Source organism: Pantoea phyllosphaerae (assembly GCF_051025595.1).
In the GTDB taxonomy this organism is placed as follows: domain Bacteria; phylum Pseudomonadota; class Gammaproteobacteria; order Enterobacterales; family Enterobacteriaceae; genus Pantoea.
The window spans coordinates 277,887-297,618 of the sequence record NZ_JBPFDE010000001.1 but is presented as its reverse complement, the minus strand read 5'-3'; the positions used below and the strand labels follow the sequence as shown (position 1 = coordinate 297,618).

19 protein-coding genes are annotated in these 19,732 nt (G+C 60.3%); 9 read left to right on the top strand and 10 right to left on the bottom strand.

The features are described from left to right. The first annotated feature begins 3 nt into the window (after positions 1-3). Entirely contained in the window at positions 4-240 is a 237-nt protein-coding gene (locus ACR6A7_RS01285; protein WP_434122944.1) for a DUF4160 domain-containing protein, read from the top strand. Continuing rightward, entirely contained in the window at positions 221-484 is a 264-nt protein-coding gene (locus ACR6A7_RS01280; protein WP_434122943.1) for a DUF2442 domain-containing protein, read from the top strand. The genes ACR6A7_RS01285 and ACR6A7_RS01280 overlap by 20 nt, the downstream gene beginning before the upstream one ends. A 121-nt stretch (positions 485-605) precedes the next feature. On the opposite strand, the gene tmaR is transcribed toward ACR6A7_RS01280, so the two are convergent. Both tmaR and ACR6A7_RS01270 read right to left on the bottom strand, forming a co-directional pair. Then, complete coding sequence (gene tmaR / locus ACR6A7_RS01275; RefSeq protein WP_033791495.1) at positions 606-926, bottom strand: PTS system regulator TmaR; 321 nt, start codon at positions 924-926, stop codon at positions 606-608. Positions 927-1,087: 161 nt separating this feature from the next. Continuing rightward, positions 1,088-2,146, bottom strand: a complete 1,059-nt coding sequence (locus ACR6A7_RS01270) for an FUSC family protein (protein ID WP_434122942.1) — start codon at positions 2,144-2,146, stop codon at positions 1,088-1,090. A gap of 207 nt (positions 2,147-2,353) precedes the next feature. Here ACR6A7_RS01270 and ACR6A7_RS01265 point away from each other — a divergent pair, with 207 nt between their 5' ends. The 3 genes from ACR6A7_RS01265 to ACR6A7_RS01255 are packed head-to-tail and all read left to right on the top strand — an operon-like array spanning position 2,354 to position 6,077. Beyond that, the gene (locus ACR6A7_RS01265; RefSeq protein WP_434122941.1) at positions 2,354-3,106 is read left to right on the top strand and encodes a gluconate 2-dehydrogenase subunit 3 family protein; all 753 of its coding nucleotides are present in this window, start codon (positions 2,354-2,356) and stop codon (positions 3,104-3,106) included. After that, complete coding sequence (locus ACR6A7_RS01260) at positions 3,103-4,866, top strand: GMC family oxidoreductase (protein ID WP_434122940.1); 1,764 nt, start codon at positions 3,103-3,105, stop codon at positions 4,864-4,866. Before ACR6A7_RS01265 ends, ACR6A7_RS01260 begins: the two co-directional genes overlap by 4 nt. Next, positions 4,863-6,077, top strand: coding sequence for a c-type cytochrome (locus ACR6A7_RS01255; protein ID WP_434122939.1), 1,215 nt, complete (start codon positions 4,863-4,865; stop codon positions 6,075-6,077). The genes ACR6A7_RS01260 and ACR6A7_RS01255 overlap by 4 nt, the downstream gene beginning before the upstream one ends. Before the next feature lie 33 nt (positions 6,078-6,110). On the opposite strand, the gene dacD is transcribed toward ACR6A7_RS01255, so the two are convergent. Further along, positions 6,111-7,274 (bottom strand): serine-type D-Ala-D-Ala carboxypeptidase DacD, encoded by a 1,164-nt coding sequence (dacD, locus tag ACR6A7_RS01250; protein WP_434122938.1) that lies wholly within the window; start codon positions 7,272-7,274, stop codon positions 6,111-6,113. A gap of 175 nt (positions 7,275-7,449) precedes the next feature. On the opposite strand from dacD, the gene sbcB reads away from it, so the two are divergent. Then, the gene (sbcB, locus tag ACR6A7_RS01245; protein ID WP_434122937.1) at positions 7,450-8,874 is read left to right on the top strand and encodes an exodeoxyribonuclease I; all 1,425 of its coding nucleotides are present in this window, start codon (positions 7,450-7,452) and stop codon (positions 8,872-8,874) included. A 75-nt stretch (positions 8,875-8,949) separates the two neighbouring features. Here the strand turns inward: sbcB and ACR6A7_RS01240 are convergent, their stop codons facing one another. The 5 genes from ACR6A7_RS01240 to ltnD form a co-directional block, all read right to left on the bottom strand. Continuing rightward, positions 8,950-10,305 (bottom strand): GntP family transporter, encoded by a 1,356-nt coding sequence (locus ACR6A7_RS01240; protein WP_434122936.1) that lies wholly within the window; start codon positions 10,303-10,305, stop codon positions 8,950-8,952. Between the two features lie 108 nt (positions 10,306-10,413). Beyond that, positions 10,414-11,199, bottom strand: coding sequence for an HPr family phosphocarrier protein (locus tag ACR6A7_RS01235; RefSeq protein ID WP_434122935.1), 786 nt, complete (start codon positions 11,197-11,199; stop codon positions 10,414-10,416). Next, positions 11,199-11,825, bottom strand: a complete 627-nt coding sequence (gene otnC, locus ACR6A7_RS01230; protein WP_434122934.1) for a 3-oxo-tetronate 4-phosphate decarboxylase — start codon at positions 11,823-11,825, stop codon at positions 11,199-11,201. Before otnC ends, ACR6A7_RS01235 begins: the two co-directional genes overlap by 1 nt. Continuing rightward, positions 11,818-13,086 carry a 3-oxo-tetronate kinase gene (otnK, locus tag ACR6A7_RS01225; RefSeq protein WP_434122933.1) on the bottom strand — a complete coding sequence of 423 codons (1,269 nt, stop codon included), beginning with the start codon at positions 13,084-13,086 and terminating at the stop codon, positions 11,818-11,820. Before otnK ends, otnC begins: the two co-directional genes overlap by 8 nt. A gap of 2 nt (positions 13,087-13,088) precedes the next feature. Beyond that, positions 13,089-13,988, bottom strand: a complete 900-nt coding sequence (gene ltnD, locus ACR6A7_RS01220; RefSeq protein WP_434122932.1) for an L-threonate dehydrogenase — start codon at positions 13,986-13,988, stop codon at positions 13,089-13,091. 260 nt (positions 13,989-14,248) lie between these two features. Between ltnD and ygbI the strand changes: the two genes are divergently transcribed. Further along, positions 14,249-15,010 carry a DNA-binding transcriptional repressor YgbI gene (ygbI, locus tag ACR6A7_RS01215; RefSeq protein WP_434122931.1) on the top strand — a complete coding sequence of 254 codons (762 nt, stop codon included), beginning with the start codon at positions 14,249-14,251 and terminating at the stop codon, positions 15,008-15,010. Positions 15,011-15,073: 63 nt separating this feature from the next. On the opposite strand, the gene ACR6A7_RS01210 is transcribed toward ygbI, so the two are convergent. After that, positions 15,074-16,429, bottom strand: a complete 1,356-nt coding sequence (locus ACR6A7_RS01210) for an APC family permease (RefSeq protein ID WP_434122930.1) — start codon at positions 16,427-16,429, stop codon at positions 15,074-15,076. Positions 16,430-16,766: 337 nt separating this feature from the next. Next, positions 16,767-18,182 carry a glutamine synthetase family protein gene (locus ACR6A7_RS01205; protein WP_434122929.1) on the bottom strand — a complete coding sequence of 472 codons (1,416 nt, stop codon included), beginning with the start codon at positions 18,180-18,182 and terminating at the stop codon, positions 16,767-16,769. Positions 18,183-18,391: 209 nt separating this feature from the next. Here ACR6A7_RS01205 and puuD point away from each other — a divergent pair, with 209 nt between their 5' ends. Further along, positions 18,392-19,156 carry a gamma-glutamyl-gamma-aminobutyrate hydrolase gene (puuD, locus tag ACR6A7_RS01200; RefSeq protein WP_434122928.1) on the top strand — a complete coding sequence of 255 codons (765 nt, stop codon included), beginning with the start codon at positions 18,392-18,394 and terminating at the stop codon, positions 19,154-19,156. Then, positions 19,153-19,710, top strand: a complete 558-nt coding sequence (gene puuR / locus ACR6A7_RS01195; protein WP_434122927.1) for an HTH-type transcriptional regulator PuuR — start codon at positions 19,153-19,155, stop codon at positions 19,708-19,710. Before puuD ends, puuR begins: the two co-directional genes overlap by 4 nt. Positions 19,711-19,732 lie beyond the last annotated feature (22 nt).

Sequence of the window (19,732 nt, the reverse complement as noted above, 5' to 3'; positions counted from 1 at the left end):
AACATGCTGACTGTTCTTAGAATTGGCCCTTACCGCTTCTATTTCTACAGCCATGAACCCAACGAACCCGCGCACATCCACGTTGATAAGGAGGGTGCAACGGCTAAAATATGGTTGCATGACTTGAGCATGGCGCGCAGTGTGGGTTTTGCTTCGCATGAGCTACGTGAACTTCAGCGCCTGGTGAAAGAGAACCAGAATCATCTTCAGGAGGCCTGGGATGCTTACTTTACAAAGTGAGAATGATATACGCGTCATGAAGGTCCATATTGACGATGACCGTCTGACTGTGGACCTGATGGACGGGCGCACTATCTCCGTGCCAGTTGCGTGGTACCCGCGTCTGGCTGCCGGCACGCCTGAACAGCGTCAAAAATGGGAATTGTGTGGCGCAGGCTACGGCATTCACTGGCCCGATCTTGATGAAGACCTGAGTACAGAAGGTCTGCTGCGTGGTGCAAAGGGGATATTATCAGGACAATGACGCTGATTTTCTCTGTATCCGTACCGTTATTCGTGACGAAATGCATATAAAAAAAAACCGCAGACTTAAAAGCTGCGGTTTTTTTACGCTATGAAGATGAATTTGTCTTCTGTACGGCCAGTTACTGCGCTTTCGGCTCGCCCATCGATTTCAGTTTTTTCGACAGGTCGCGACGCTCTTTCGACAGATCGGCGTTTTTGATGATGTATTCATCAACGCGATCTTCGTAGTCGGAACGCATCGAGGCGATGATTTCCTGAATCGCCTCAATGCTCATGCCCGGTTTAATATATTCGCTCAGGTTATCCAGCAGCAGAACGCGCTTCTGGTTATCACGGATTTTCTTTTCGTTATCAGTGATTTCACGCTGCAGTTTGTTTTTACGACGGAACATACGCACAAACTCCAGTACGTCCTGAAATGATTGCTTGGCATTTTCCATGGTGGCACCTTTTTTTGGGCCTGCTTACGCAGGGGGTAGAGTCATAACCTTCAGCTTAGCGGTTCGCCAGCCGGGGCGACAATTGTCGCCGCTAAAATCGGACTGGCGCTTATCTTAGCGCAAAGAATGCGGCTTTCACATTAAGTCATTGTCCCTGGTGATTATTTGCGCAGCGCGAGGCGGATCAAATCGGTCATGCGCTCCAGCTGCTTCGCCAGTTCCAGGCTCAGCCAGACATAGCCATAAATAGGCGTCTCTTCCAGCCCCTCGCTGCCCGCATCGGCGATCAGCTGCTTGAGCTCGCGGGTGATTTCCGTCAGCTCGTGGCTGTTGGCCACCACCTCATCAATCTCGCCGCGCAGCGCCAGCGCCGACAGCGCCTGCAGCGTCTTTTCGGTCATCTGCTGGGTGCGCCGCAGCGTCGGCGCGTTGAGCAGGATAAGGTGCGTTTCGCGCGAGGCCCACCAGGCTTCGATCTGCATCTCCACCGTGTTCACCATATTACGGTTAATGGTCTGAATCGCCTCGAATACCGATTTGGGAATGCGCGTCTCTTTACTCGCCGGTACCAGCAGCGCGCGCATTTTCACGACGCTGGTCAGTAGCTTGCCCAGCGGCTTTTTCAGGCGCGGTTTCTCTATCAGGTTGGGGGAAAACCCGGCGTGATAAATTTTGGCAATTTCCGCCAGCGAGTCCGACAGCTGTATGCGCCAGTGGGTATAGGCGCGCTGCGCCCAGATGGCGCTGAACAGCAGCGCCAGCAGCGAGCCGAGGATTACGTCGCCGCCGCGCCACAGCGCCACGGTGAAATCGCCCGCTGGCGCGCCGACCACCACGCTGAGAGTAATACCGATCAGCAGCGCCATATAGGGGTGCTTGCCTAACGTCAGGTAGCCGCACACCATCATCACGATGCCGCACCAGGCCAGCATCACCGGCAGCGACACCATCTCCAGCTTAAGGGCGATCAGGCCCGAGATCGATCCGGCGAAGGTGCCGCAGATACGCTGAATGGCGCGCGGAAAAACGTTGCCCCAGGTAGAGATCGGCCCCATCACCACCACCAGCGTGATCAGCGGCCAGGTGCCTTCGGGAATACCGGTAAGCCGCACCAGCAAAAAGGTGAGTAAAAAGGCGATGGCGATACGTATGCCATGCACGCTGCGGTAGTGGCGATAGAACCAGAACTCGATATTCGATATGGGCTTATCTGGGCGCAAGTTGGCTTTCCGGTTAAGGATCATAAAGTGCGTTATTTTATCCCATGACGTTGCTAAGGCTTAATGCCGCTTCTACATTTCAATACAGTTTTGACACCTTCTTACAATTATCAACACCGGCTTTACAATCAACTAAAACCATAAAAACAACCCTATAACCCTATCTCTTTTTTGCGTTTATTTGATAACACGACTGAAGGAAGCGACATGAAGAAAAGAGCCAAAACGTTGCCGGGCGTCACGCGGCGGCAGGTGTTGACCTGGTCTACGCTAGGCGTAGCCGCCACCGTTACCCGCGCGGCCGACGCCGTCTCCCTGAAAGGCTCGCCTGGCTGGACGCCCTTCTCCGATAACCCACCTGAAACCTTCGCCCCGCCCGGCTGGCTCTTTTTCACTCAGGAAGAGGCGGAAACCATTGAAGCCATCGTCGATCGCCTGATCCCCGCCGACGAGCTGAGCGTGGGCGGTAAAGAGGCGGGCTGCGCGCAGTTTATCGATCGTCAGCTGCACGGTTTTTACGGCACGTTCGAGCGCCTTTATATGGAAGGCCCGTTCCAGAAAGGCACCGCCGAGCAGGGGGATCAGTCGCCGCTGGTGCCGCAGCAGCGCTACCGCCAGGGCCTGGCCGCACTCGACCGCTACGTTCAGCAGACCTCCCAGAAACGTTTTAAGGAACTGACGCCGCCGCAGCAGGACGCGCTGCTGGCCGCAATGGAAGCGGGCAAAGTACACTTCGAGGGCTTCGATGCGCAGTCGCTGTTTATTGAGGTGCTGAACAATACCATGGAGGGCTTTTTCGCCGATCCTATCTACGGCGGCAATCGCGATATGGCGTCGTGGAAAATGCTGGGCTTTCCCGGCGCGCGCTACGACTATCGGCCCTATATCGAGCGGCACAACGAAGATCTGCATCTCGAACCCATCAGCATTGCACAGTGGAAAGGCAGGGATAAGCCATGAAAAAATTACCTAAAACGGATGTCGTCGTCATTGGCCTTGGCTGGGCGGGTTCGATTATTGCCAATGAGCTGGCCGACGAAGGGCTGGAGGTGATCGGCATTGAGCGCGGTCCGTGGCGCGATACCGCGCGCGATTTTAATATCGGCACCGTGACCGACGAACTGCGCTATGTGATGCGCGAAGAGCTGATGCTGCGCACGCGACAGAATACCTGCACCATGCGCAATAACCCGTCGCAGACCGCGCTGCCGATGCGGACCTGGGGATCCTTTCATCCCGGCAACGGCACCGGCGGCGCGGGCAACCACTGGGCGGGCATTACCTTTCGCTTTCAGCCGCACGAATTTCAGCTGAAGAGCTACCTCACCGAGCGCTACGGCGCCGACGCGATGCCCGGCGAGCTCACGCTGCAGGACTGGGGCACCACCTGGGAAGAGATGGAGCCGCACTATATGCAGTTCGAACGCGTGGCGGGCACCTCCGGCTATGCGGGTAACCTCAACGGCGAGAAGCGCGCCGGCGGCAACCCGTTCGAAGGCCCGCGCAGCGGCGACTATCCCACGCCGCCGCTGCGTCAGCCCTATGGCCCGACGCTCTTCGCGCAGGCGGCGAAAGAGATGGGCTATCAGCCCTTCCCGGTGCCCTCTTCGCTGGTTTCTGAGGCCTATACCAATCCCTACGGCGTCACCATGGGCCCCTGCACCTTTTGCGGCTTCTGCACTAACTACGGCTGCGCCAACTACTCCAAAGCCAGCGCCATCACCACCGTGCTGCCCGCGCTGATGCGCAAAGAGAACTTTACCGCCTGTACCAACTGCGAAGTGCTGGAGGTGCTGACCGACTCCAGCGGCAAAAAGGCGACCGGCGTCACCTATGTCGACTCCTCCGGCGATACCTGGGAACAGCCCGCCGATCTGGTGATTGTCGCCGCCTTTACCTTTGAGAACGTGCGCCTGATGCTGCTGTCGCAAATCGGCGAAGCCTACGATCCGGTCACTAACAAGGGCACCACCGGTCGCAACTACGCCTACCAGACCGCCAACAACGTGACGCTGTTTTTCGATGATAAAAACTTCAATCCCTTTATCGGCGCGGGCGCGGTCGGCATGGGCATCGATGAGTTCAACAACGATAACTTCGACCACAGCGGCCTCGGCTTCTTCGGCGGCGGCAGTATCCGCGTGACGCCGATCGGCTCTGCGCCTATCGGCTATCGGCCGCTGCCGCCCGGCACGCCGAAGTGGGGCTCGAAATGGAAACGCGCGCTGAAAGATAACTACCTCAGCACCATGTCGATCGGCTGCGAGGCGAGCAGCTACACCACGCGCACCAACTACCTTTCGCTCGATCCCAACTATAAAGATCCGCACGGCCGTCCGTTGCTGCGCATTACCTTCGACTTTTCGCAGAACGATCTGAAGATGGCGCAGTACTGCACCGGCAAGGTGGCGGAGATCGCCAAATCGATGAACCCGCGCGAAATGATCGTTAAGCCGATGACCGGCCACTGGAGCAGCGTGCCCTATCAGTCTTCTCACGTCGTTGGCGGCTTTGTGATGGGCGCTGACCCGAGCACCAGCTCGGTCAACAAGCATCTGCAGGTCTGGGACGTGCCGAACCTGTTTGTGGTGGGTGCCTCTGCTTTTCCGCAGAATCCCGGCTATAACCCGACCGGCACCGTGGGCGCGCTGGCGTTTAAGGCCGCGCACGCCATTCGCACCTGGTATCTGAAACGCCCGGGGGAGATGATTACCGCATGAAAACGCTGAATGCACTCTCCGCTGCGCTGCTGCTGGCCGCGAGCGTTACTGCCCAGGCGCAGCCGGAGTATGACCAGTATGCGCGCGGCAGCTACCTCGCCACCCTCGGCGACTGCACCGCCTGCCATACCACCGACGCGAAGCAGCCCTATGCGGGCGGCGTCAAGATTAATACCCCGTTTGGCGTGCTGGCTGGCGCCAATATCACGCCGGATCGCGAAACCGGCATTGGCGACTGGAGCTATGACGACTTCCGCCGCGCCATGACGGAGGGCATCGGTCATAATGGCAAGCGGCTCTACGGCGCGATGCCGTTTACCGCCTATACGAAGATGTCCGAGCGGGACCTGCAGGATCTCTGGGCATGGATGCAGACGCTGCAGCCGATCCATCATGAAGTCGAGACCAACCAGCTGCCCTTCCCCTTCAATATCCGCACCAGCCTGATTGCGTGGAACTGGCTTAACTTCGATAAGGGCACGTTTATACCCGACGCGAAAAAGTCGGCGGAGTGGAATCGCGGCGCCTATCTGGTGCAGGGGCTCGGCCACTGCGGCACCTGTCACACCTCGAAGAACTTTCTCGGCGGCGACAAAGGCGATCGCTTTCTTAGTGGGAGCGAAGTTGAGGGCTGGTACGCGCCCAATCTCGGCGCAGACGCCCATACCGGGCTGGGCAAGTGGACGCAGGAGGATATCGTCAGCTATCTGCGCACCGGCGTGAACCGCTACGCCATCGCTTCCGGTCCGATGGCCGACGCGGTGCGCCACTCGACCCAGTACTGGCGCGATGAGGATCTGCGCGCGGTGGCGACCTTCCTGAAAGAGGGCAACACGCATGATGAAGAGGTGCCGCAGCCGCTGGCCGCCAGCGACGAGCGCATGAAGCTCGGCGCGCAGATTTATGAGGCGAAATGCTCCGCCTGTCACAGCCCTGGCGGACGCGGCGAGAAAAATATTTTCCCGCAGCTGGCTGCCAATCCGCTGATTAACCAGCCGAATGCCACCTCGCTGATCCGCGTCGTCAGCGCGGGCAGCCGCGGCGTCGATACCGATGCGCGGCCGACCGCGCCCGCTATGCCCGCCTTTGCGGGGGTGCTGGATGACGAGCAGATTGCGGCCGTGCTGACCTATGTGCGCAACAGCTGGGGCAACGCCGCCGCGCCGGTGTCAGCCAGCGACGTTAAGGATGTGAAGGACGATCTGAAGTAACGATTAAAGGCGGCACGGAGGCCGCCTACGCTGTCAGAATTTCTTCTTCAGGTAGTCCTGAAGACGCGTGAAGATGCCCGCTTTTTCTACCGCGGAGAGCGTGACCAGCGGATAGCTCGCCAGCTGTTTGTCCTTATCGATCACCTGAATCTCGCCGATGGTTTCGTTGGCCTTCAGCGGTGCCTCAAGCTCCTTACGATTGATCACATATTTGGCCTTCACGTTCTGGATCTCGCTGCGCGGCAGCGACAGGTAGACGTCGCTGGCGGTGCCGACAGGGACGCTGTGCGGCGCGCCGTACCAGACGTTTTCGGTGCCGATTTTCTTGCCCGCGTGAAACAGCTGCACGGTATCGAAGGTGTTCTGGCCCCAGACCAGCAGCTTGCGCGCCTGCTCTTCACGCCCTTTCGCGCTTTTGCCGCCCATCACGACCGCGATCAAGCGGTGCTGGCCGACCACGTTAGAGACGATGATATTGAAGCCCGCCGTTTCGGTATGGCCGGTTTTCAGGCCGTCGACGTGCAGATTGTTGTCCCACAGCAGCCCGTTGCGGTTGTTCTGCGTGATGCCGTTCCAGGTGAGGGTTTTCTCGCTATACATGGCGTAGAAATCGGGTTCGCCGTTGATAATGGCGCGCGACAGCTTCGCCATGTCCCGTGCTGAGGAGAACTGGCCCGGGGCATCGAGGCCGTGCACGGTTTCAAAGTGCGTATTGGTCAGGCCCAGCTTCTGTACGTACTGATTCATCATATTGACGAAGCTCTGCTGACTGCCCGCCACGTAGTCGGCCAGCGCCACGCAGGCGTCGTTGCCGGAGTCGATGATGACGCCGCGGCTGAGGTCGCGCACGGTGATCTTGTCGCCAGGCTTAATAAACATCAGCGAAGATCCTTTGAACACCGGGTTGCCCGCCGCCCAGGCGTCTTTACCGACCGTCACCACGTCGTCGCGGGTGATTTTTTTCGCGTCAATGGCGCGATCGACCACGTAGCCGGTCATCAGCTTGGTGAGGCTGGCGGGGTTGCGGCGCTCGTCCGGATTGCCGGCGGTCAGCACCTGTCCGGTGGTGGCGTCCATCAATACCCAGGAGGCGGCGTCAATCGACGGTGGCGTCAGGGGAAATGGCATATCGTCGGCCTGGGCCAGCGAAGCCAAAAAGAGAGTTCCAGTTACAGTGATCAACAGACGCCTTTTCAACACTTCATCCTCAAGGTTACGGGGAAAACAGCGGCTCGTTTTACGGCAAAAGGCATAAACAGGTTTGATTAAATTGAAAAAAAGTGTGACCAGCCTGCCTGCTGCGCAGGCGTGGTTGTGACCTGCGACGCAAGCGACTATGCTGTGCGTTGTTTTCTCAGTACAGGATATGCTCGTGCCCGCCTCTGAACGCACTTTTCTGTTTCACGATTATGAAACCTTCGGTAAAAGCCCGTCGCTGGATCGTCCGGCGCAGTTTGCCGCGCTGCGCACCGACAGCGATTTTAACCCTGTCGGCGAGCCGCAGATTTTCTACTGCCGCCCCGCAGACGACTATCTGCCGCAGCCGGAAGCGGTAATGATTACCGGCATTACGCCGCAGGTGGCGCGCGCGCGCGGCGTATCGGAGGCGGAGTTCGCCGCCCGCATCTATGCGCTCTTTACCGAAGAGCAGACCTGCGTGGTGGGCTACAACAATGTGCGCTTCGATGACGAAGTCACGCGCAATATCTTCTACCGCAACTTCTTCGATCCCTACGGCTGGAGCTGGCAAAACGGCAACTCGCGCTGGGATCTGCTCGATGTGATGCGCGCCTGCTACGCGCTGCGCCCCGACGGTATCGTCTGGCCGGAAAATGAGGACGGCTTTCCCAGCTTTAAGCTGGAGCACCTCACCAAAGCCAACGGCGTGGCGCATGAGAACGCGCACGACGCCATGTCCGACGTCCACGCCACCCTGGCGATGGCGAAGCTGGTGAAAGAGAAACAGCCGAAGCTGTTTGAGTTCCTGTTTACGCATCGCAATAAAAATAAGCTGATGACGCTGATCGACATCCCGCAGATGAAGCCGCTGGTGCATGTCTCCGGCATGTTCGGCGCGGCACGCGGCAATACCAGCTGGGTCGTGCCGCTGGCGTGGCATCCGGACAACCGCAACGCGCTGATCGTCGCCGATCTGGCAGGCGATATGACGCCGCTGCTGGAGCTGGACGCGGATGCGCTGCGCGAGCGGCTCTACACGCGTAAAAGCGATCTGGCCGACGACGAAGCGTCGGTGCCGATTAAGCTGGTGCATATCAACAAGTGCCCGGTGCTGGCGCCGGCCAACACGCTGCGCCCGGAAGATGCGGCGCGTCTGGGAATCGACCGTGAGGCCTGCCTGGCGAATCTGGCGCTGCTGCGTCAGCATGCCGACGTGCGTGAGAAAGTGGTCACCCTGTTCGCCGAGGCGGAACCCTTTAGCGCGCCGGACGATGTCGACGCGCAGCTCTATGACGGCTTCTTTAGCGACGCCGATCGCGCAGGCATGAATATTTTGCGTCAGACCGCGCCCGCCAACCTGCCAGCGATGGACCTCGCCTTCCAGGATGCACGCGTGGCGAAGCTGCTGTTCCGCTACCGCGCGCGCAACTTCCCCGGCACGCTGGATGACGCCGAGCAGCAGCGCTGGCTGCAGCACCGCCGCGAAGCCTTAAACGCCGAGCGCGTGCAGGCATTTTTGCTGGAGCTGGAGTCGCTGGCGAGCCTGCATGAAGGGGATGCAGAGAAGATGGCGCAGCTCAAAGCGCTTTATCTCTACGCGCAGGAACTGGTCTCATAAAGATATAACGATGCGCTGGTGCGCACTCTTCTCCTTTTCTCCTCCACCCTCCGGGGGAGAAATGTCATATGCCGGTTACACCAGCGCCCACACCAGCCAGGTCAGCGCAAAGCCGCTCAGCCCCATGATGGTGGTCAGCACCGTCCAGGTTTTCAGGCCGTCGCCGACCGACAGCCCCAGATAGCGCGTGACCACCCAGAAGCCCGCATCATTAACGTGCGACAGCCCCAGACCGCCGAAGCACGCCGCCAGCGTCACCAGCACCCGCTCCATATCGCTGGTGCCGCTTACCGCGGAGGTAAGCAGTCCGCTGGTGGTCAGGATCGCCACCGTGGCCGATCCCTGCGAGGCGCGCAGCGCCAGCGACAGAATAAAGGCGGCGGGCACCAGCGGCAGATGCAGCGTCTCCAGCGTCAGCGCCAGCGCCTTGCCGACGCCCGACTCCACCAGTACTTTGCCGAAGGCGCCGCCTGCGCCCGCCACCAGGATCACGCTCGCCGATCCCGGAATGGCGCGGCCGGTCAAATCTTCCAGCTTGTCCTTGCTCCAGCCGCGACGCACGCCCAGCAGCCAGGCGGCCAGCGCCAGCGCAATCAGCAGCGCGATGGGCGGCGTGCCGATCACCGTCATCACTTTACCTGGCAGGCTGTCGGCCGCCAGCAGCGAGTGGGAGAGCGTGCCGAGCACAATCAGGAGGATCGGCACCACAATCAGCCCGGCGATGGTGAGCGCGCCCGGCGGCGCCGGCTCGTTCTTCTTCTCCGCGCCTTTCGGCTTCGCCATTTGCAGCTGTTCCAGCACCTCTACCGACAGATGGTACTGGCGGCGATTCATCGCTTTCGCGACGTAGTAGCCGATAATGCCCACCGGCACCGAAATCGCCAGGCCGATCATCATCAGCCAGCCCATGTCGGTATGCAGAATGCCTGCCGCCGCCGCCGCACCCGGATGGGTCGGCAGCGCCACGTGCACGGTGAGCATCACGCCCGCCATCGGCAGACCGAACTTCAGCGGCGAGACGCGCGCCACCTTGGTAAAGCCGTAAATCAGCGGAATAACGATAATAAAGCCGACCTCGAAAAACACCGGTATGCCGAGAATAAAGGCCGCCATGGTTAGCGCCGCGACGGTGCGCCGGATGCCCAGGCTTTTGCTGAAGCGCTGAGCCAGCGACTCCGCTCCGCCCGAGGCCTCAATCACCGCGCCGAGCATCGCCCCCAGCACGATGATAATGGCGATATGGCCGAGCAGGCCGCCCATGCCGCTCATAATGGTTTCCATAATCTTTTCAGCCGGAATGCCCGTCGCGATGGCGACCAGCAGGCTGACGATCAGCAGGGCAACAAAGGGATGGACTTTGGCCTTAATGACCAGCAGCAGCAGGATAACAATGCTGGCGGTGGCAATGGCTAACAGCAGTGCGGTGGACATGGTAAACCTCAGATAGGGTTATCTTTATATGAATAATGAGTAGGGTAATGTCTGGCCCAGGTGCAGCATTAAAACCGGCGTCGCCACGCCGGGGTGTTCAGTGCCTCTTCAGGATTTTTTCGCCCAGGGCGCGAACCATCCGAGGCCGTCCAGCGTGCTACCGCGCGGAATATATTCGCAGCCGATCCAGCCCGCATAGCCCACCTCGTCCAGCAGGTTAAACAGCCAGGGATAGTTGATTTCGCCCTCATCCGGCTCGTGACGATCCGGCGCGGAGGCGATCTGGATATGGCGATAGCGGCCGAGGTTCTCGCGGATCAGGTGGCTGAGATTGCCGTCCACCAGCTGCGCGTGGAACAGGTCGAGCTGGGTAAAGACATTGGGGCGATCGATGCGCGCCGCCATCTCCAGCGTCTGATACTGGCTGGCATAGAGATAGCCCGGCTTAGTGACCGGATTGAGCGCTTCCAGCAGCAGGTTGATGCCGTGCGGCGCAAAGCGCTCCGAGGCATAGTGCATATTGCGCACAAAGGTGTCGGCGTAGGCCGCGCGATCGGCGCCCGGCGGCACCGTGGCGGCCATGATGTGCACCTGCGGCACCGCAAGCGCCAGCGCATACTCCAGCGCACGGTCGATATCGGCGCGCGCCTCCGCCTCTCGGCCGGGAATGGCCGACACGCCCCACTCGCCCGCCGCGACGTTGCCCGGCGCGGTGTTGAACAGCACCAGCTTCAGGCTGTTCTCGTCCAGCAGCTGCCTGAGCTGCGCCGCCGGATAGTCGTAGGGAAAGAGAAACTCCACCGCCTCAAAGCCCGCCTGCGCCGCGGCGGCGAAGCGTTCGGTAAAGGGCACTTCGTTAAACTGCGTTGAGAGGTTTGCGGCAAACTTCGGCATTATCGGCTCCTTAATTCCGCCACTTCGCTGTCGCTGAGATAGCGGATAGCGCGGTCGCCCAGGGTAAACATCAGTCGGGCGGTCTCTTCCAGCTCTTCGGTATTGTCGGCGGCTTCGCGCAGCGATTTGCCGACCACGACCGGGCCGTGGTTCGCCAGCAAGAAGGCGCGATACTGGCCTGCCAGCCGCGACAGATCTTCCGCCAGGCGTTCATCCCCGGGCTTGTAGTACGGCACCACCGGCACGTCGCCGACGCGCATCACCACGTAAGGGGTGAACGGACGAATGCAGTTCTGCGCGTCCAGCCCTTCAAGGCAGGAGAGCGCAGTCAGGTAGTGGCTATGCAGGTGTACCACCGCCTTGCAGTCGGGATCTTTCATATAGAGCGCGCGGTGAAAGGCGATCTCTTTTGACGGCTTATCGCCGGAGAGCCACTCGCCGGCCAGCGTCACCTTCGACAGGCGATCGGCCTCCAGCTCACCGAGGCAGGAGCCGGTCGGCGTGGCCAGCAGATTGCCGTCTTGCAGCAGCAGGGAAAGATTGCCGGCGGAGCCGGTGGCGTAGCCGCGGGCGAAAAAAGAGGCGCCCAGCTTCACTATCTCTTCGCGGGCCTGTTGTTCAGTCATGGGCAAACTCCGTTTGCGCGCGGCGGAAAAACGCTTCGTCGCCGAAATTGCCGGATTTCAGCGCCAGCGACAGCGGTTGATAAATATCCCGCACCCAGGGCACGCCCGGTGAAATCGTCGGGCCGATATGGAACCCGGTGACGCCAAGGCTCTGCGCCACCACGCCAGAGGTTTCGCCGCCCGCGACGATAAAGCGCTGCCAGCCGCGCGCGCTGAGTTCGCGCGTCACGGCGGCGAACAGCTGCTCGACCGCCTCGCTGCTGCGCTGCGCGCCATACTGCTGCTGGATTTTTTGCAGCTGCTGCGCATCGGCGGTGGCGTAGAGCAGCGGCGCCAGCGGCTGGTCGCTGTGCGCTACCACCCAGTCGCACAGCGCCTGAGCGTAGGCCTCGGCGTTCTCCAGACAGCGCGTCACCTCGACCTCATGGGAAGGAGCCAGCTGACGATAGGCGCTGACCTGCCGGTTGGTCATCTGCGAGCAGGAACCGGAGATCACCACGGCACGCCCGCCCTGCGGACGGCCTGCGTTTTCCGCATCGGCGCCCGCACTGCCGCCCTCGGCCCACTGGCGCGCCAGCCCGATTGCCAGGCCAGAGCCGCCGGTCACCAGGCGCATATCACGTAGCGCTTCGCCCTGCGTCAGCAGATGCTGTTCGTTGAGCGCGTCCAGCACCACGTAGTTAACGCCCTGCGCCTTTAATGCGTTCAGCTGCTCACGTACCGCCTGCGCGCCCCGATCCAGCAGCGGCGCGGCAATTAACCCCGCTTTACCGGATGACTGGCGCGCCATCAGGCGCAGCAGGTTGCTGTCGGTCATCGGCGTCACCGGATGATGGCGCATACCGGAGTCGCTCAGCAGCTGCTCGCCGACGAACAGATGGCCCAGATAGACGGTGCGTCCGTTGACCGGCAGCGCCGGCGAGATCGCCGTCTGGGTTTCGCCCAGCGCCGCCAGCAGCGCATCGGTGACCGGGCCGATATTGCCCTGTTCGGTGCTGTCAAAGGTGGAGCAGTATTTGAAGTAGAAGCGATCGCAGCCCTGCGCCTGCAGCCAGCGCAGCGCAGCGAGCGACTGCTCCACCGCCTGCCCTGCCGGACAGGATCGCGACTTCAGGCTGATCACAATCGCCTGCGCGGTCAGCGCGTCATGCTGTTGCGGCACGCCGTTGAACTGGATCGTAGAGAGGCCGTTCTGCACCAGAAAGCTGGCGATATCGGTGGCGCCGGTAAAGTCGTCGGCGATAATGCCTACACGCGTCATGCTCACCTCTTTGCCTGCGGCAGTTCGATACCGCTGAAAATCTTGATCACCGCGCTGTCGTCTTCACGGCCATGGCCGGCGTTGCTGGCTTCGGTAAACATATTGAGCGCCGTGGAGGCGAGCGGCAGCGGGAAGCGCAGCGATTTGGCGGTATCCGCCACCAGCGTCAGATCCTTAACGAAAATATCGACGGCCGATTTCGGGCTGTAGTCGCCGTCCACGACGTGACGCATGCGGTTCTCAAACATCCAGGAGTTGCCCGCCGCGTTGGTTACCACGTCATACATGGTATCGAGCGGAATGCCGGCGCGCGCCGCCAGCGCCATCGCTTCCGCGCCGACGGCGATATGCACGCCCGCCAGCAGCTGGTGAATGATTTTAACCGTCGAACCGAGGCCGATTTCGCTGCCGACGCGGTATACCTTAGCCGCCACCGCATCCAGCACCGGCTGCAGGCGCTCGAACGCCGCGTCGCTGCCGGACGCCATCACCGTCATCTCGCCGGTTGCCGCCTTCGCCGCGCCGCCGGAGACCGGTGCGTCGAGCATCAGCAGCTGATGCTGCGCCAGCTGCTCTTCAATCTGCTGCGCGTCCTGCGCGGAGATAGTCGACGAGACCATCACCACGGTGCCCGGCTTCAGCTTCGCCGCCAGCCCGCTGTCGCCGAACAGGATGCCCTTTACCTGCGCGGCGTTTACCACCAGCAGCAGCACCGCTTCCAGCTGGTCAGCAAAGCCGTCGGCGGAGGATTGCGCATCGCGTGCGCCCGCCTGGCGCAGCATCTCCAGCGCGGCGGGATTGAGATCGACGCCCCAGGTATTCAGCCCGGCGCGAATGCAGGAGGTCGCCGCGCCCATCCCCATTGACCCTAACCCGATAACACAGACGTTTGAGAGTGGCACTGTCGGCCTCCGTTGTTAATTTAAGTGATTATTTGTTTGATGTTGTTAATTCTGGCAGGATTGTGGGGGGATAAACGTGTCTTGTGTCACATATTTTCACTTAGCGGACTGATTAAGAACATTTCTTCACAGTCAACACATCATTCTGAAATGTAAGAGCATTATTAAATATACAGCCAGGCATGGCGGCAATTTTTTCCATTCAGCCGATCTGGCAAATGCTTTACACTGTGAAAAATTGATAAGCAAGGAGTGCAGGAATGATACCGATTGAACGTCATCAGCAGATCCTGACGCTGGTCGCCGAGCGCGGCGTGGTCAGCATTGCCGAACTGACAGAACGGCTCGGCGTGTCGCATATGACGATCCGGCGGGACGTGCAGAAGCTGGAGGAGCAAGGCGCGGTGCTGTCGGTCTCGGGCGGCGTGCGTTCGGCCGACCGGCTGGCGGCGGAGCCGTCGCATCAGACGAAGACGACGCTCTATAACGCCGAGAAGAACGCCATAGGCCGCTACGCCGCCCAGCATATTCCGCGCAACAGCTGTATCTATCTGGATGCGGGCACCACCACGCTGGCGCTGGCGCGCGAGCTGCTGGAGCGCGACGATCTGCTGGTGGTGACCAATGATTTTATGGTGACCAACCTGCTGATGGAGGCGAGCGGCTGTCGGGTGATTCACACCGGCGGCACGGTGTGTCGCGATAACCGCTCCTGCGTAGGCGAAAGCGCGGCGCGCAGCCTGCGCCATCTGGCGATCGATATCGCCTTTATTTCCGCCTCCTGCTGGGGTCCGCGCGGCCTGTTTACCCCCGACGAAGACAAGGTCATGGTGAAGCAGACGGTGAGCGAGGTAAGCAGTAAGCGCGTGCTGCTGAGCGACAGCTCGAAGTACAACAAAATCGCCACTTTCCTGGCGCTGCCGCTGGCGCGTTTCGACAGCATCGTGACCGATACGCAGCTCAGCGCCGCCGCGCGCAGCGCGCTGAGCGAAGGCAGCTGGGAGCTGGTGCTGGCGGAGTAAATGCGAATACGCGCATAAAAAAAGGGTGAGGCCTGCGCCTCACCCTTTTTCACCGCAGGCGAATTACACTTCTTCGCTGTACTGCGGCACCGGATTACGGAAGCTGCGGGTAACAAACGCGAGATAGACAATGCCCACGGCGGCCCAAATCAGGCCCAGCACCATCGAGCTCTCTTCCAGGTTAATCCACAGCGCGCCCACCGTCAGCGCACCGAGCACCGGCAGCACCAGATAGTTGATATGGTCGCGCAGCGTGCGGTTACGCTTCTCGCGGATCCAGAACTGCGCGATCACCGACAGATTCACAAAAGTAAACGCCACCAGCGCGCCGAAGTTCACCAGCGCCGTTGCGGTCACCAGGTCAAAACGGATCGCCATCAGCGCTACCACGCCAACCAGCAGCACGTTCAGCGACGGCGTGCGCCATTTCGGATGGATATAGCCGAAGAAACGCTCCGGGAAAACGCCATCGCGGCCCATCACGTACATCAGACGCGACACGCCCGCGTGCGCTGCCATACCTGACGCCAGTACGGTCACCACCGAGAAGATCAGGATGCCGAACTGCAGCACGTGGCCCGCCACGTAGAGCATGATTTCCGGCTGCGACGAATCGGGATCCTTAAAGCGCGAGATATCCGGGAAGTAGAGCTGCAGGAAGTAGGAGGCCACGATAAAGATCAGGCCGCCGATCAGCGCCGTCAGGAAAATCGCGCGCGGAATGGTGCGCTCCGCGTCTTTGGTCTCTTCCGACAGCGAGCTGATGCCGTCAAAGCCCAGGAACGAGAAACAGAGGATAGTCGCGCCGGTAATCATCGGCACCACATGGGCGTCAGCGGACCAGAACGGCTGCGAGCTGGTGAGCGTGCCCGCGCCTTCGCCGTGCGCCACGCCGTAAATCACCATGCCGGTAATACCGATCATCACCACAACCTGCAGCACCACAATGACGCTGTTGAAGTTGGCCACCGTTTTAATGCCGCGCAGGTTAGACATTGTCATAAATGTCACCAGCAGCACCACAAAGATCCATGACGGGATACCCGGCACCAGCGCTTCGAAATAGTTTTTCGCCAGCAGAATATTGATCATCGGCATGAACAGGTAGTCCAGCAGGGATGACCAGCCGACCATAAAGCCGACGTGCGGACTGATCGCCTTCTGAGCGTAGGTATAAGCGGAGCCCGCAGATGGGAAGCGGCGTACCAGCTTACCGTAGCTTACGGCGGTAAACAGAATCGCAATCAGCGCGAAGGCGTAGGCGGTGGCGACGTGACCGCTGGTCAGACCCGACACGATACCGAAGGTATCAAACAGGGTCATCGGCTGCATGTAGGCCAGGCCAATCATGACGACCGGAAGCAGGGTCAGAGATTTTTTCAGGTGGGCACGCTGTGGTGCTGAGGTATCAAGCGACATGTTTCAGACCTCCCTGGGCGGATTGCATCACGGGAGCGAGGAAGGCGGCGTTATGAGCCTGCACGGCGCCGTAGTCATCACGGAAGCGAGAGCCAGCGCGGGCTGGCTGAATGAATAACATCCCCATCTTTGTTTCCTCAGTTCGTACGCTTGCGCGTTTTTTAACGTGTATCTATCCGGGCGTGCCCGGCCTCATGCAAATCGGTTAAGTACATGCAAAAAAAATAACCGAGGCTCTTAAAAGCATCGGTTATATTCGGAATTTTGCAGGCCGCGTATTCTGCCCTAAAGTGATGCAAAAACACAAGACCCGCTGATAAGTATAGCGACTTTTTTCTCAGGCGTTTTTCAGCATCCAGTCAATCTCCGTGGCGGTGACCAGCCGCTCAAACTGCATCATCTCGTGGCGCTTGCAGCTGTGCCACACCGCACCGAAACGTTCGCCCAGCAGTTTTTGCAGCGGAAAGCTGCTTTCAAACTCAAACAGCGCTTCGCTCTGGCGCACCGGCAGCGGGATGCCCTCCGCCTCGTGACCGTTGCCCTGCACCGGCTGCGGCAACGGCAGCGCGGTGTCCAGACCGTGCAGAATACCCGCCAGAATCGCCGACATCACCAGATAGGGGTTGGCGTCCGCGCCTGCGACCCGATACTCGACGCGGTGGTTTTCCACATCGCCACAGGGGATACGCAGCGCCACGGTGCGGTTGTTATGGCCCCAGGAGGCGCGCAGCGGCACGTAGGCGTCCGGCACGAAGCGGCGATAGGCGTTGACGTTGGGGGCGAGCAGCGCCATCGAGGCGGGCATCAGGTCGAGCATGCCCGCCAGTGCGCGCTTCAGCAGCGGCGAGTCGCTGCCGTCATCAGTGGCGAAGGCGTTATGATCGGCGGCGTCCAGCATGCTGATATGCACGTGCATGCCGCTGCCCGCGTACTCTTCATAGGGTTTGGCCATAAAGGTGGCGGTCATGCCGTGGTTCTCCGCCACCTGCCGGATTAGCCTTTTTAGCTGTACCGCATGGTCGCAGGCGCTCAGCACGTCGCGGGTGTGGTGCAGGTTAATCTCAAACTGGCCGGGCGACGCTTCCGCCAGCGCGCCGTCGGCGGGAATGTTCTGCTGGCGCGCCAGCGCGTCGATATCGCGCAGCACCGCGCCGAAGTGATCGAGATTATCCACCGAGTAGACCTGGCTCTGCATATTGCGTTCGCTGCTGCCTGGTGCGCACGGCGGCTGAATATAGCCCTCGGCGTCGCGGGCCTTGTCGACCAGATAGAACTCCAGCTCTACCGCTACCACCGGAAAAAGTCCTTGGTTGCGTAGCTGCTGCCACAGCCGGTTCAGGACATTACGGGGTTCAACGTCAAAGGGAGTGCCATCTTGGTTGCACATGGTCAACAGCAGTTGGGCGATGTGCGCAGGATCGGAAGCGGAGGGAACTAAAGTGCCGGGAACCGGCATGCAGAGGTTGTCTGGTTCGCCGAGAGATTGCCCGAGGCCAGCTTCTTCGACGGTGTTGCCGAGGATATCCATAGCGAAAACCGAGGCGGGGAAATAACACCCTTTTTCCAGCTTCGCCAGCGCGGTTACTGGAATACGTTTGCCGCGAAAGACGCCGTTTAAATCATTTAATAAAATATCGACATACTGCGTTTCAGGGTGGCGTTCCAGCCAGTTTTTCACTTCAAGCTGGAACGCGCTGGTTCGTCTCTCTTCACTGTGACGCGTGAAGTCTTCTACTTCCACGAGGTTCGTCATATCCCACCCGCCTTCTACCGTTGATTGGTTTGCGCAATGCTCAAAATAACAGCCACTCCTCTAACATAGCGCCAACACAAAAAGTGTGCAAATGTAACAAATCTGTTTGAGAAACAAACAGCGCATTGCTAGATTGAAAAAATATTGCACGTTTTTACCCGCTGCGGGCCCGATCGGTGAATTTTTTGAACAGCGAGTCGAGGAGTGAAATGGGCATTATTTTTAACAACCCTTTGATCGGCGTAGCGATGTGCCAGATTGATCATGATGGCCATCTCACCCAGTCGGTGCATAACAAATATCTGTCGGCGATAGCCCAGGCGGGCGGCGTGCCGCTTGCCCTGCCCCAGCAGCTCTGCGCGACGCCGCATCTGCTGGAGCAGGCGCTGGAGAGGCTCGACGGCGTGATGCTCACCGGCAGCACCAGCAATGTCGAACCCTGGCACTACGGCGAGGCGGGCAGCGAGCCGCATGCCGATCCCGGCCGCGACCGGCTCGCCTTCGCTATTATTACCTGGGCCACCAGCCGCAGGATGCCGCTGTTCGGCATCTGCCGCGGCATGCAGGAGCTGGTGGTCGCCAACGGCGGCGCGCTGTGGCGCGATCTCGACGCACGCAAAACCGGGCTGGCACATCATCCCGCGCCGACGCTGCCGCTAAATGAGCAGTACGCCCTGGCGCACGACATCTTTCCCGAAGCGGACGGCCTGCTCGCCTCTCTGCTGGGCAGCGACGCGATGCGGGCGGTGAATTCGCTGCATCATCAGGGCATCCGCGAAACAGGCCCGCAGTTGCGCATCGAGGCGCGCGCGCCGGACGGCCTGATCGAAGCGGTCAGCTTGCGCCACCATCCCTTCGCCCTGGCGGTGCAGTGGCATCCCGAATGGCAGCCGGAACAAAACGACGCCTCCCGCGCCCTTTTCGCGGGGTTTATCCACGCCGCACAGCACTATCACGAGGAAAAATCACCATGAACGATGCCGCTCTGGCGCCTGGACGACGCTTATCGCAAATCCGGCAAGAGTTGGGATTGTCTCAGCGCCGCGCCGCTGAACTGTCAGGTTTAACCCATAGCGCCATCAGCACCATTGAGCAGGACAAGGTGAGTCCGGCAGTCAGCACGCTGCAAAAGCTGTTGAAGGTGTACGGGCTGTCGCTGTCGGAGTTCTTCTCCGAACCCAAACACCATGACGCGCCGAAGGTGATCGTCAGGCCAGCCGATCTGGTGGAGATCGGCAGCCAGGGGGTGTCGCTGAAGCTGGTGGACAACGGGCAGGCGAAGCGCTCGCTCGGCATGCTGCTTGAGACCTATCAGCCCGGCGCCAGCACCGGGGAAAAGCTGCGCCATCCGGGCGAAGAGACCGGGACACTGCTGGAGGGAGAGATCACCCTGGTGGTCAACGGACAAAGCTACCACCTTAACGCGGGCGAAAGTTATGTGATCGATACCGGGCTGCCGCACAGCTTCACCAATCTCTCGGCGCAGCCCTGCCGTATCGTCAGCGCCCATACGCCCGCTAATTTCTGAGCAGTTCGCAGGCAGGAGGTTG